This window comes from Paenibacillus sp. FSL R7-0272, from assembly GCF_037969905.1.
Taxonomy (GTDB): Bacteria; Bacillota; Bacilli; order Paenibacillales; family Paenibacillaceae; genus Paenibacillus; species Paenibacillus polysaccharolyticus.
The window spans coordinates 1,770,098-1,782,846 of record NZ_CP150221.1; the positions used below are offsets into that span (position 1 = coordinate 1,770,098).

General features: G+C 48.2%; 12 protein-coding genes. 9 read left to right on the top strand and 3 right to left on the bottom strand.

Annotated features, from left to right (window positions below; genetic code table 11):
• Nucleotides 1-19: 19 nt before the first annotated feature.
• Both MKY23_RS07825 and MKY23_RS07830 read right to left on the bottom strand, forming a co-directional pair.
• Entirely contained in the window at nt 20-1,024 is a 1,005-nt protein-coding gene (locus MKY23_RS07825; protein WP_339836978.1) for an iron ABC transporter permease, read from the bottom strand.
• Nucleotides 1,021-2,070: an iron ABC transporter permease gene (locus MKY23_RS07830; protein WP_221787009.1), complete on the bottom strand. Its 1,050-nt coding sequence runs from the start codon at nt 2,068-2,070 to the stop codon at nt 1,021-1,023. Before MKY23_RS07830 ends, MKY23_RS07825 begins: the two co-directional genes overlap by 4 nt.
• 103 nt (nt 2,071-2,173) lie before the next feature.
• Between MKY23_RS07830 and MKY23_RS07835 the strand changes: the two genes are divergently transcribed.
• The 4 genes from MKY23_RS07835 to MKY23_RS07850 all read left to right on the top strand — a co-directional run bounded on the left by MKY23_RS07835 (nt 2,174) and on the right by MKY23_RS07850 (nt 6,483).
• Nucleotides 2,174-2,854 carry a response regulator transcription factor gene (locus tag MKY23_RS07835; protein WP_221787007.1) on the top strand — a complete coding sequence of 227 codons (681 nt, stop codon included), beginning with the start codon at nt 2,174-2,176 and terminating at the stop codon, nt 2,852-2,854.
• Entirely contained in the window at nt 2,851-4,629 is a 1,779-nt protein-coding gene (locus MKY23_RS07840; RefSeq protein ID WP_221787006.1) for a HAMP domain-containing sensor histidine kinase, read from the top strand. The genes MKY23_RS07835 and MKY23_RS07840 overlap by 4 nt, the downstream gene beginning before the upstream one ends.
• 526 nt (nt 4,630-5,155) lie before the next feature.
• Nucleotides 5,156-6,001 carry a hypothetical protein gene (locus tag MKY23_RS07845; protein ID WP_154958359.1) on the top strand — a complete coding sequence of 282 codons (846 nt, stop codon included), beginning with the start codon at nt 5,156-5,158 and terminating at the stop codon, nt 5,999-6,001.
• A 101-nt stretch (nt 6,002-6,102) separates the two neighbouring features.
• Entirely contained in the window at nt 6,103-6,483 is a 381-nt protein-coding gene (locus MKY23_RS07850; protein WP_154958358.1) for a VOC family protein, read from the top strand.
• Nucleotides 6,484-6,571: 88 nt separating this feature from the next.
• Here MKY23_RS07850 and MKY23_RS07855 read toward each other — a convergent pair whose 3' ends face one another.
• A complete protein-coding gene (locus MKY23_RS07855) occupies nt 6,572-7,555 on the bottom strand; it encodes a cation diffusion facilitator family transporter (RefSeq protein ID WP_154958357.1) in 984 nt (327 codons plus the stop codon).
• Nucleotides 7,556-7,875: 320 nt separating this feature from the next.
• Here MKY23_RS07855 and MKY23_RS07860 point away from each other — a divergent pair, with 320 nt between their 5' ends.
• The 5 genes from MKY23_RS07860 to MKY23_RS07880 all read left to right on the top strand — a co-directional run bounded on the left by MKY23_RS07860 (nt 7,876) and on the right by MKY23_RS07880 (nt 12,686).
• Nucleotides 7,876-8,553, top strand: a complete 678-nt coding sequence (locus MKY23_RS07860) for a response regulator transcription factor (RefSeq protein ID WP_154958356.1) — start codon at nt 7,876-7,878, stop codon at nt 8,551-8,553.
• Nucleotides 8,550-9,938 carry a HAMP domain-containing sensor histidine kinase gene (locus MKY23_RS07865; RefSeq protein WP_339836987.1) on the top strand — a complete coding sequence of 463 codons (1,389 nt, stop codon included), beginning with the start codon at nt 8,550-8,552 and terminating at the stop codon, nt 9,936-9,938. The genes MKY23_RS07860 and MKY23_RS07865 overlap by 4 nt, the downstream gene beginning before the upstream one ends.
• A gap of 67 nt (nt 9,939-10,005) precedes the next feature.
• Nucleotides 10,006-11,250, top strand: coding sequence for an ABC transporter permease (locus MKY23_RS07870; RefSeq protein ID WP_339836990.1), 1,245 nt, complete (start codon nt 10,006-10,008; stop codon nt 11,248-11,250).
• The gene (locus MKY23_RS07875; RefSeq protein ID WP_154958353.1) at nt 11,247-11,924 is read left to right on the top strand and encodes an ABC transporter ATP-binding protein; all 678 of its coding nucleotides are present in this window, start codon (nt 11,247-11,249) and stop codon (nt 11,922-11,924) included. The genes MKY23_RS07870 and MKY23_RS07875 overlap by 4 nt, the downstream gene beginning before the upstream one ends.
• Before the next feature lie 222 nt (nt 11,925-12,146).
• Nucleotides 12,147-12,686, top strand: a complete 540-nt coding sequence (locus MKY23_RS07880) for an NUDIX domain-containing protein (RefSeq protein ID WP_336122123.1) — start codon at nt 12,147-12,149, stop codon at nt 12,684-12,686.
• Nucleotides 12,687-12,749: the final 63 nt, after the last annotated feature.

A 12,749-nucleotide genomic window follows, 5' to 3' on the forward strand; every position in this document is an offset into this window, starting at 1 on the left:
GAACCCTCCCTATTGAAAATTATTTTTTCTGTCCTTGCTTGATGATCAGGTATACAAAATAGGGCGCGCCGATTAACGATGTAATGATGCCAACGGGAATCTCCATTGGAGGGATCAGAATGCGCCCAATCATATCGCCCAGCATGACAAGTAGCGCGCCGAGCGCCGCGGTAAATGGGAGGGAACGGATGAAGTTCTCTCCAACCAGCTTATGGGACAGATGCGGAATAATAAGTCCAACAAAGCTGAGATTCCCCGATATACTGGCTGAGCTTGCGGATAAAGCGAGAGCCACAATGAGTAGTACCGTTCGCACCATGCGAACCCGGGTGCCTAAGGACACCAGCACGGATTCATCCAGCTTCAAAACATTTAAGTACCTTACGAGCAACATGGCGGCTAACAATCCTGCTGCCGTCCACGGCCATAACATCTCTACATGCTGCAAGCTACGTGCATATAAGCTGCCTTTAAGCCAGACCAGTGCCTGACTGGAACTCATGGCATATTTAACGATAAGCATTTTGATAATGGCTTGTAATGCAGAACTAACCGCGATACCAACAAGGGCGAGACGGATCATGGACGTGCCCTGACGACGATAAGCGAGCAGGAAAATGATCAGACTTGCCGTTGCCGAACCTGCCATCGAATAGAAAGGCAGCCAGATTGCGGGCGTTAATGGCGCAAGTAAAATAATGACTACGGTCACCAGTCCGCCACCTGCTGTTGCCCCGATGACATCGGGTGAAGCCAGAGGATTACGGAGGACGGTTTGCAGGATGGCACCTGCGACAGATGCAGCAATGCCTACAAGCATGGCGCAGAGAACACGAGGCAACCGAAGCTCAACAATCGTGCCGGATTGCGCTTGAAACTGGTCGATGATTTCACGGAACGTAACGGGGGTTGCCCCGAAACGAAGCGACAGGATGAATACCAGCGCTATCAAGAATAAGACTGCGGTCATCAATGCAGCGAAGCTCCATTTGGATCGAGAGGACGGATTCTTTAAACGTGTCATGAACGTTTCCTCCCGCGCATGCGCATGAGCACGATGAAGAACGGTGCTCCAATAAACGCAGTAATAAGTCCAACCGGTGCTTCCAATGGATAGAAAAGCAGGCGTCCGATCAGATCGGCATACACGAGAAGCACACTGCCTGTCAGCGCAGCAAGTGGTACAATCGCCCGATAATCGATACCTGTTAACGTCCGAATAATATGTACTGCCATTAAGCCAATGAACCCGATGGGGCCGCATACCGCCGTTGCTGCGCCAACGAGCACAATAATGGCTACCATGATTCCGCTCCGTACGATGGTTAACCGTTGTCCAACAGATATCGCTGTATCCTCCCCCATAGACAATACATTTAACTGGGATGCAAACAAGCAACAAAGGATACTAACGGGAACGAGAGTAACTAGCGAGAACATGACATCTTCCCAGGACATGCCCGACAGATCACCAGCCATCCAGCGCAGCAGTTGATACAGATCGGTATCATGGAATATGATCAGCGTGGTGGTCATTGAACTGAAAAACAGACTGTTCACCAGTCCCGTGAGCACTACACTGCTTGAACTGAAGCGGCTCCGTACACTGAGCACATAAATGAGGATGCCGCTGAGTGCTGTTCCCAACATGGAAGCTGTTACGGTGAAAAAACGGAATGTTTGGAATTGCATCAGCACCATCAGTGCAGCAATCATCATATTGGCCCCCTGATTAATGCCCATAACCTCCGGGTCTGCCAGATCATTCGATGTTAAAGACTGAAGCAGACATCCCGCAATACCGAGTCCGGCACCAACAAGTACCGCAGCGAGAATTCGGGGCAGTCTAATCGTGGTTACCGAGCGAATCAGGGATTCGTTGTCCGTCCAGGCGAACCAGTTGAACAGGATCGGTTCCTTGCGACTGGGTTGCAGATGAAAGATCATGGCCAGATATGCGCCCGCAACAAGCAGGATAAGTAATGTCAGGCCGATCCAGATGGGCTTCGACAGACCTAGATGTTTTCGTACGGCAGAAGCACGAGATGAATTATGAAATGAAAGAAACATGCCGGATTACGTTCATCCCCTTTTCGTTTTTAATGAAAATGATTATCATTGTTGATATAATACATAACAGTTGTGTGATTCATGTGTGTTTAGGAGGAAAATTGTGAGACGTTCCGTTTTATTAATAGAAGATGAAGAATCCATTCGTGAGCTGGTCACGGATTACTTCACGCAATCCGCTTGGCAAGTTATTGAAGCAGCTAACGGGGAAGAAGCACTTGAACTGTTCAATGCCTGTCCTCCAGACTTGGTGATTGTAGATCTGATGATTCCCAAAGTGAGTGGCTGGAATGTGTGCCGGCAGATTCGATCTCAGTCTACCGTGCCCATCATTATCCTTACCGCAAAATCGGAAGAAGAGAATAAGCTGCTGGGTTTTGAGCTAGGTGCCGACGATTATGTGACGAAACCGTTCAGCCCGCGTGTGCTGGTTGCCCGCGCGGAGACATTAATGAAACGTGTGGATAATACGGTGGGACAGGAAGATCCGATCATCTCTTTTGGCAACATAAAGGTATATGAGAGAAAACGAGTAGTGGAGTCAGACGGTCAACCCGTTGAACTGTCTTATAAGGAATATGATGTGTTGCTGCACCTGCTCAGGCATCGAAATTTCCCTTTGACGCGTGAACATTTGTTAAATCAAGTGTGGGGTGTAGACTATTTTGGCGACCCTCGCGTGGTGGATACTCATATCAAAAATCTGCGTAAAAAATTAGGTGAAGATGCCGGATATATTCGTACGGTGTTTCGCATCGGGTACAAGTTTGAGGTTGAATCGTGAAAACGAGAGGGATCGTATTTAAGCTTTTTGCTGCCAATCTTGTATTTTATATCGTCTTCTTTGCAACGGTTGTGGCAGGACATTTCTGGTTCTTTGAACGATTCTATCAGCATGAGCGAGCCAGTGATTTGGGTAAAAAACTGACCTCCTTCGCTTCGGATTACACCCAGCAGAAATGGCCTGCGGAGAAAACACCCATGGTGATGGGCAGTTTCATTACACAAAATCACGTGCAAATGGCCATTCTAAGCAAAGAAGGTGAGGTGCGTCACGATAACCCGTTTCGAATCCAACTGGATACGGATGCAGGACAATTGTTGCCAATCGCAGTTTCCTTTTTCCCGGATATCTCGGCTTTAACTTCGTATGGTTTGCAGTCTGGTGATCGCGTGACGGTGCAAGGTGCTTATTACATGGAGCAGGGACGCGCTCTGTTCTCACCTTATGTCATTCGTAAAGAGGGGTCACCCGCGGTTGGGGTGCTTCCTCACAACGCCGATCGGGAAGGCGTCATTGAGATTAGTGGCACCGTAAACTCGGTATTGTTGCCTGCGCCGGGTCAGTGGAATAACAGGGAAGGTATTATGGCGGCTGCGCTACGCGTGTGGTTTCCTTTGCCGGAAGCAGAGCGGGAGCAGTTGGATCGGGGAGAAGCATTTCATACCGAATGGAAGGAACCTGTGAGCGGTGTACATAATCTGGTGTTTGTGCAACCGATTGTTCGTGATGGTAAGGTCGTGGAGTATCTGTTTGCTCTAACGCCCTTGACGCAGCTTGGGGAGGCATTTGGCGCGCTGGAGGTGTATTACGCCTTTTTCAGTATTGCCGGGGGGCTACTGCTGATGGTCGTTCTGTCCTTTTTCTTCTCCAAAATCGTTTCACGTCCGCTGCTACAATTAAATCGTGATGCGGCTCGCATGGCAAAGCTGGATTTCACGGCCATGGCCCCGATTCAGAGTAAGGATGAGCTGGGTAGTCTGTCCGAAAGTCTCGTCAGTCTTTCTTCCAATCTGGATCGTACGCTGAAGGAGCTTCAACTCACGAACGAGAAACTGGTGCTGGAGATGGAATATAAAAGCCGGATGGAGCAGTTGCAGAAACGTTTTGTGTCGGATGCTTCGCATGAATTAAAGACACCCATCAGTGTGGTGAAGGGATATGCGGAAGGACTTCTGGATCAGATCGCGGAAAATAAACGTGAGCGTTATATTCGTACCATTTTGCGAGAAGCCGATCGGATGGAAAAGCTGGTGCTCGATATGCTGGAGTTGACTAGGCTGGAGGCTGGCGCGGTGAAGCTACGTATGGAATCGTTTACGGCGGATCAACTTGTAGCTGAATGTGTGGAGAAGATGAGACAACTCGCCAAGGCAAAGCAGATGAAGTTCGAGGTGCAGGGTGACCGCGATGTACATGTCTGGGCCGATGCAGAGAAGATGCAGCAGGTTCTGCTGAATTATGTGAGTAATGCGATTCGCAACGGGAATGAAGGAAGTAGCATACGGATAGATATCCAGCATGATCGTGAGCATGAACAAGTGTGTATTGTTGTAGAAAATGAAGGGCCTTCCATTGCAGAGCATGAGCTGACACGAATATGGGATCGATTCTACCGCGAGGAAGATGCGCGCAGTCGTCAGGCTGGTGGAACCGGGCTGGGGTTATCTATCGTGAAGGAGATTGTACAACTGCATCAGCAGTCCTATGGTGTAGCAAATACGCCGAATGGCGTAAAATTTTATTTTACGTTGCAAAGCTCGTCGGAAGATGAGTGATTGTTCCTGAACGTACTGGTCGATGATCGGATTTCTGTGGCTGGAGTACTGTTGAAATAAAAGGGATCGTGGAAATGTTTATCAGCTTATAAGAAGAGGGCCTTGGCTTAAAGCCAGGGCTCTTGTCATTTTAATTAATACTTCATGAAAAGAATCTATAGGCACGTTTACCGGGTGTCGCTACGACTTAAGTAGTACTCCAGCTCTGAAATGAGAGTGTCAGAATTCTAACGATCCCCACGAAGCTTATTTACTCTGATATGAGGGTGTCCAAACTCTAACGATCTCCAGGAGCTTATTTCATCCAGAAACATAAAAAATATACTGTATTGACGCAAAATCAGCTAAATAACGTCTCTGCGGATCGTTAGAAAATAAAAAGCAGCGAAACAGACTAAATAAGGCTTCTGGTGATCGTTAGCGTTTTAGTTGAGTAAGGATACAATGAAAATGAACATCGTTCCGTTCAACAATACAAACAGTCAATGCTGGTGAATCAATGATGTATTACGGAGGAGGAAGTGTAATGACGAGCAATTATAAGATTCCTGAATTGTTGCAAGACATCATGGATTGGGAGCAGGAAATCAAGCATGAAGTATCTTATCTGGAGACACCGACGGGTTATTTTCTACAATTCGATCCTTATGATCACGGGGGTTACTGGAGTTCTCCTGCGGATGCGATCGTGTTTGCCAATACAGGCATGGACGGCATTCATTATTCATTTTTGACGGACTTTGGATATGCTTCTGATCTGAGTTTAGCATCTGTAATTCGTGTAGACCCAATGGATTCTGGTAACTATGCGAGGATTGTGGCCAGCAATATCCGAGAATTTTTTACTCTTGTCTTTTCAGGCTATGGGGGATTGCTTCTAAATGAATTTGAATCGAAACAACAGTACCTGAACTATGTCATGGAGCAAGAGGATGATGCGCGCGAAAGTGAATACTTTGACGGGAAACGCTGGGATCTTGAAAAAAACAAGGTTCGGAACTTGGCTATGCAGCGATTTGATCTTCAGCCCATCTCCGACGGATACTCATACATTCAGGAAGCACGGCAGATCAGACGTGGTGAAGTCATTATCGACACACTAGATGGCCTTGGCGTTGCGCTGGGGAAAGATTTAGTGAGTGATTGTAAGAGAGCGGAGCCTCATCCGTGGCATGAGAAAGAAATTCCATACGATCAAAAGGAGCAATTAAAATCCTACATATCGAGCGCAGATCAGGTGGGTCTGTTTAGTTTAATCCGGGACAGTCAGGCACAAGGGTTCGATGACCCTGATGTATACCGAGCGATGAAAGATCGGCTCGTTTCATTTGGTCTGACGATGGAAGCGCGAAAGCTCATGCACTACAGGTAAAATGTGTTGAAACCTAGACGTAATTTTATTCAACCTATAAAATGGGATTATAAAACAAAACATAGTTTCATTAAGTGAAACTTAATAAGGGGATGAATCAAATGACCTATCATTTCAATGGCATTGATCATGTGCAGTTGGCTGCTCCTGAAGGTTGTGAGAAGGAAGCTAGAGATTTTTTTAATCAAATTCTTGGATGGACAGAAATTCCTAAGCCGGAACAGCTACAGAAACGCGGTGGTGTGTGGTTTCAATGCGGCGTCCATCAGGTTCATATCGGTGTGCAACATGATTTCGTACCTGCTTCCAAAGCCCATCCGGCCTTTCATGTCCAAAACCTGGAGCAGCTGCGTGAACACCTGCACAAGCACGGTATCGAAGTATTAGATGATGAAGCAAGATCAGACGAGGGAGTACGGCGTTTTTATCTGAATGATCCCTTCGGGAATCGACTGGAGTTTCTGGAATTCATTGCAGTATAAACAGCAAAAAACAGGGCGATCCCTTAACGGGAACCGTCCTGTTTTGCCTTATCCCAATAAAAGGGAGTATCCGCTAACCTGCAACACATTAATGATGGTGATGCGCATGTGCATCGGGTGCGTCACCTTTGACGGTGCAGAGGACGGAGGTATCGTGAAGATGCTTTTCAGACTCAACCTGCAAGGTGACATGTTTGATCTCTTTGTGTTCCAGCAGATGTTCGATCTTCTGTACAAGCACCTCGGACGCATATACATCCATTGTTCCATCTACCACGATGTGGGCAGTCAGTGCGTTCAGGTTGCTGGTGATCGACCAGACGTGAACATCGTGTACACCTTTGACACCGTCCACCTGTTGAATCGTCTGCACCAAATCGTTCACATCGACGTTTGCGGGTGTGCCTTCCATAAGAATGTGCAAGGAAGATTTGGTGACATAGAATCCACTGCGTAATACCAGCACCGCAACAATGACACTTGCGAGTGGATCTGCCCAGCCCCAGCCGAAGAACATCATGAGCAGGGCAGCAGCAATCGCACCGATAGACCCCAGCATGTCACTGATTACGTGCAGATAAGCCCCGCGCATGTTCAGGTTGCCCTCGGTATCGCTGCCACGCATCATAATCCAGGCAACCAGAATGTTCACGAGCAATCCGATTGTACTGATGATCAGCATGCCCATCGTTGCCACTTCGGGCGGGTGGATAAAGCGGCCAATAGCCTCGTAGAAAATATAAAGCGCAATGGCAATTAACGTCACGCCGTTCAGTGTAGCAGCCAAAATCTCGAAACGTCTGTAACCGTAGGTTTTCCCCGTATTGACGGCTTTGGCTCCATATGTGAACGCGAGCAAAGCAATACCGAGCGCGATAGAGTCCGAGAGCATATGACCTGCATCGGAGATGAGTGCAAGACTGTTCGTAATGAATCCTCCGAAGGCTTCTACGATCATGTAGAAGGTAATGATAATGAAGGAAAAGAGCAGTACTTTTTTATTATTCGTGCCGTGCGCGTGATTGTGTCCATGATCGTGGGTATGATTGTGCCCATGTTGTTGTCCTGACATTGTAATCCTCTCCTTTGGAACGATCCTCTGTTATGTATGTTGCGTGATCATATAGCGTTACGTGTTACTTGTGGGTGTGTTGCTGATCATTTTTGTAATACGGTTCACTCCTATTTATATGAACATATGAGCAATCACTCATATGTTGTAAACTTATTATAATTCGGCCTCATAGTAGTGTCAACCAGATTTGCGAAAATATAAACATGCATCCACACAGACAGCTGTAATGTCAACTGCACCACTTAACTGCACTGGCTAATGGCTTCGTTTTTGTGCTACCATCGGGGCAGGATCACTATAGAAGGGCGGACTACGAGATGAAACATCTGCTGCTAGCAGACGATGATGCGAATATTCGCGCACTGTTGCGCCATGTCATGACGAAGGAGGGATACCGGGTACATGAAGCACAGGATGGTGTGGAGGCGGTCCAAATGATACAGCAGACCCCCATCGATCTTGCGATCCTGGATGTGATGATGCCAGGCATGGACGGACTTGAACTGTGTGATTACATACGTCAGCATTACGACATTCCTATTATATTGCTGACCGCAAGGGATCAGCTGGCAGACAAGAAAGAAGGATATTTGCGAGGCACAGATGAGTATGTGACCAAGCCATTTGAACCTGAGGAACTGGTGTACAGGGTCAAAGCGTTGTTTCGCCGATATCACCGAACTTCCAGCGATATCATTCGCATGAATCGGGTCGTGATTGACCGCAACAATGTGGAAGTAAGCGATGGACAGTCGATTCTTTTTTTACCAATGAAGGAGTTTGAACTACTGTCTCAGCTTGCGCAGTTTCCGGGGCGCCTGTTCTCGCGTGATGAATTGATTCGTCTCGTCTGGGGAGCGGATTATGAAGGGGACGACCGAACGGTCGACGTACATATCAAGCGATTGCGTGACCGCTTTGCGGATTATACCGATGATTTTGTCATTCAGACGGTGCGAGGGATTGGATACAAAATCGAGGTGAAATCGCATTGAGATCGTTATACGTTCGCATATTTCTCATTACGGTGGCGGTGATTATCGTCAGTAGTTTGCTCGGATTCTTTTTCTCCAACATCTACTATCACGCTAAACTTAAAGACTTTAATGATGAGAAGTTGGTTGGTATCGCCATGGACATGAAAAAGTTTGCCGAAGAGCAGCCTGAGCCGAGTACGGTACAGCGATATCTTCACAATGCAGCGGCATTAGGATACGAAATCTATGTCACCGATGGTCAAGGCGATGATCAGTTTTACGGCCGTGAATTCCGCGAAAAGCAGTTGGACAAGCAGGCTGTTCGTCTGGTTCTAGGCGGCGATGTGTATCATGGCGTGGCCGAGTTTCCGAGCCAACCGTTTATTACCGGATTTTTTGACAACCAATTAAGCAATACGGTGGGGGTTCCACTACAGGTGAGCGAGGTTCGTTACGCCATGTTCATGCGTCCCGATGTTATTTTGCAATTTGGAGAACTGCGGATTTTCTTTGCGCTCATTGGGGCATTAACGGTGGGTATCAGTGTGCTGATCTTTCTGTTCAGCACGCGTTATCTGGTCAATCCGATCGAACGGCTATCCGAAGCGACAAAACGTATTGCTCAAGGCAATTATAATCTGAAATTAAATACAGCAAGGCGTGACGAAATTGGGCAGCTCGCCCAGCATTTTATGACGATGAGCCGTGAATTGGAACGGGTGGACCAGGCCCGGCAACAGTTTGTGTCCAACGTATCCCATGAGATCCAGTCACCTTTAACCTCCATTCAGGGATTTGCGCAATTGGTAGCGGATCGGGAATTACCGGAGCAAGAACGGGCGCATTACGCATCCATTATTGAAAAAGAAAGCCGGCATCTCTCGTTGCTCAGTAAACAATTGTTACTCCTGTCTTCCTTGGAACAGGGTCATGAAGATATGACGCAAACCCAAGCTACCTTCGCGCTGAGAAGCCAATTCCGTCAGGCGGTTCAAGTGTTGCAATGGCAATTGGAGGAGAAAGAGTTATCCCTGCGCATGTCTGTACCGGAATCCATAAAGATTACAGGCAATGAAGTGTTACTGATGCAGGTTTGGATGAACTTGCTTGGTAATGCGGTGCAGCATCTGCCGAAGGGCCGTAGCATTGAGGTTCGGGCAGAGCAGTTGGATAAAGCGTGTGTCGTGTATATTCAGGATACTGGAGACGGAATTGCAGCCGAACATCTGCCGTTTCTGTTTGATCGTTTCTATCGGGCAGATCATGCGCGTGAACGTTCATCTGGTGGGACCGGCCTGGGCCTTGCGATTGTGCAGAAAATTATTCGTCTCCATCACGGCACCATTGAGGTGTCCAGTTCAGCTGAAGGCACGCTCTTTACCGTAACGCTTCCGCAGATGTAATGTGTTATTCATTTTCCGTTCATTTTCACCTCCTATACTTGGATTATCAAGAGGGAGGTCAGAGCATATGTACTTGGCTATACGGGAAATGAGATTTGCAAAAGGACGATACGCCTTGATCGCGACCATCATGGTGCTGGTTTCGTTTCTGGTGTTGTTTGTAACCGGACTTGCTCAGGGGCTGTCGTATGATAACGCGGCTTCGATTAAAAATATGGCAGCAACCCATTTTGTGCTTGAACAGGATTCGAATCATCGATTTACTCGTTCACAGGTGGGCCAGCAGGAGCTGGATGAGGCCCGTGCTGTCGTTGGACGGGATAATGCCGAGCCGCTTGGGGTTCGAATGACGACCGTCAGCCCGGCGGACGATACCAAGAAGATCGATGTCACCCTATTCATGGTGAACCCGGGAAGCTGGCTGGCGCCAACGGTTACCGAAGGCAATGCGATCAACGATCAGTCCGCAGGGCAGGTGGTGGTCGATCGGAAGCTGGCAAAATCCGGCGTCACGATTGGCACGGTTCTGGTGGATCAAGCCTCGGGGACGGAGTGGACAGTGAGTGGTTTTGTGCAAAATGAATCGTTCAGTCACGCGCCGGTGGTGTTTATGAATGAGCAGGAATGGCTTACATTGCAAGCTGGATCACGTACTGTGCAGGCAACTTCTGTAATAGGTCGAGTAGACACCGGCACTGGCACTGGAACAAGCGCGATTGCTAAAGCGAATACTGACGCTACTGGCACTGAAAAGAGCGCTGAAGCTGTAATGGGTACATCGACTCCATCTGTTTCACCGAGCACAGTCTACAATGCAATCGCGGTCAAAGGTACGGATGAACAGGTAAGCAAGCTGAGTGCCGCCTTACCAAAGACAGAGATCATCACCAAATCGGATGCGGTATCCGCCATCCCTGGTTATAAGGAGGAACAAGGCTCATTACTGATGATGATTGCTTTCCTGTACGTCATCTCGGCATTTGTACTGGCGGTATTTTTCTACGTCATTACAATTCAGAAGACCAGTCAATTTGGCATTTTAAAAGCGATTGGAACACGAAACGGTTATCTGGCAGGCAGTGTGTCGCTACAGGTGTTGCTGCTGTCCGTCGGTAGTCTGGTGATTAGCGTATTGCTTGTGCGGCTGTTCGAATCTGTTCTTCCAGCATCTATGCCTTTTCAATTAGGAATATCCACCCTTGCATTGACCTGTGTGTTATTCATCCTGATGTCGATGGCGGGTTCGTTGTTCTCGGTGTGGAAGGTTACCAAAATTGATGCGCTTGATGCGATTGGGAGGACGGCAGCATGAGAAACCGACTGGAATTACAAGGGATTACACAGACATTTGATGACGGTGGCAGTCAGCGCACCATTCTGGATCAGCTTGATCTACAGGTTGCAGAAGGGGAACTTGTCGCGGTGATGGGCCCTTCGGGTTCAGGAAAAAGTACATTTCTGTCCATTGCAGGTGCACTGCTCGAACCCACGGATGGGGAGGTACTACTGGATGGCTCTTCGATCATGGGCAAAAGTAAAACGGACATCTCGGATGTGCGGCTGCGCCAGCTCGGATTTATATTTCAAAGTGCGAATCTGATTCCTTACCTGAAGGTGGAGGAGCAGTTATTAGTAGTAGCGAAGCTTGCGGGTATGGACAAAAGTAAAGCCGAGCGCCGTGCAGGTGAACTGCTGGAGACGGTGGGCCTGTCTCACCGGCGCAAAGCATATACTGACAAGCTGTCCGGCGGAGAACGCCAGCGCGTTGCCATTGCGCGGGCGCTAATGAATGATCCGGCTGTGCTACTGGCGGATGAACCGACGGCTAGCCTGGATGCGGAGCGCGGGCTGGATATTGTAGGCACGATTGCACGGCTCGTGAAGGAGCAGGGCAAGAGTGCAGTGATGGTTACGCATGATGAGCGGATTTTGCCGCTCTGTAGCCGGGTTCTTTTTTTGGAAAAGGGAAAGCTAGTAGCACGTTAGAGGATTGTGAATTTGCTTTTCGAAGAAATAAGTTGATGAGAAATACGCTTAACGGTTAGTTTCAGTGCGATGAGAGGGTCACAGCTCCTGTGGGAGAGGTGGCCTTTTTTTTGTGTTTTCGACTATAATTGGAAGGGAATGGCGTGTACGTTGAGGTAAAGATTCAGGCTACGAATGGATGACAGTACATCATGAATTTCATTGGGAGAGGATTGGATGCGAATGAACAGCATAGATGCACAACAATTTCCGGCACTGAGCACGTCGATCCACTGGGGAATCATTGAGGCGGAGTTTAGGCTAGGCGAGCAAATAGACGAGACATTGGTGAGTAATGTGAGTATTATTCCGTTTGTCGGAGAACAGTGTGTCGTGTTTCAACTGGATAACGGACTGTGGGAACTGCCCGGAGGAACGTTGGAAGCAGGAGAGCATTACATGGACGGATTGAAACGTGAACTGATGGAAGAACTAGGCGGGGAGCTGCGTAGTTATCAGGTTTTTGGGCAATTCTACTGCACCTCCAGTTCACTTGAGCCGTATCGCCCGCATATTCCGCATCCGCATTTTGTCAGGGTGATTGGTTACGGAGATGTGGAGTTGGTTGGTGAGCCGCTTAATCCCGAGGATGGGGAGCAGGTGGTGTCGGTTGAGATCGTAGAGATCGATGAAGCCGTACGGCGCTTCCGGGATCAGAATCGGCATGATATTGCCGAGCTGTACGAACTGGCCTATGTGCTGCGACAAGCAGAAAAAGGCTGATGTAGACGCAAGGTATTGTTGCCGTTTTGAAGTATGGTTTTGTAAAGTATCGACAAACGTATC

Excerpts from the sequence above, each read along its gene's own strand:
- MKY23_RS07830 (WP_221787009.1), bottom strand. The coding sequence starts at position 2,070 with ATGTTTCTTTCATTTCATAATTCATCTCGTGCTTCTGCCGTACGAAAA.
- MKY23_RS07845 (WP_154958359.1), top strand. The coding sequence starts at position 5,156 with ATGACGAGCAATTATAAGATTCCTGAATTGTTGCAAGACATCATGGAT.
- MKY23_RS07880 (WP_336122123.1), top strand. The coding sequence starts at position 12,147 with ATGAACAGCATAGATGCACAACAATTTCCGGCACTGAGCACGTCGATC.
- MKY23_RS07850 (WP_154958358.1), top strand. The coding sequence starts at position 6,103 with ATGACCTATCATTTCAATGGCATTGATCATGTGCAGTTGGCTGCTCCT.
- MKY23_RS07825 (WP_339836978.1), bottom strand. The coding sequence starts at position 1,024 with ATGACACGTTTAAAGAATCCGTCCTCTCGATCCAAATGGAGCTTCGCT.
- MKY23_RS07875 (WP_154958353.1), top strand. The coding sequence starts at position 11,247 with ATGAGAAACCGACTGGAATTACAAGGGATTACACAGACATTTGATGAC.
- MKY23_RS07870 (WP_339836990.1), top strand. The coding sequence starts at position 10,006 with ATGTACTTGGCTATACGGGAAATGAGATTTGCAAAAGGACGATACGCC.
- MKY23_RS07860 (WP_154958356.1), top strand. The coding sequence starts at position 7,876 with ATGAAACATCTGCTGCTAGCAGACGATGATGCGAATATTCGCGCACTG.
- MKY23_RS07855 (WP_154958357.1), bottom strand. The coding sequence starts at position 7,555 with ATGTCAGGACAACAACATGGGCACAATCATACCCACGATCATGGACAC.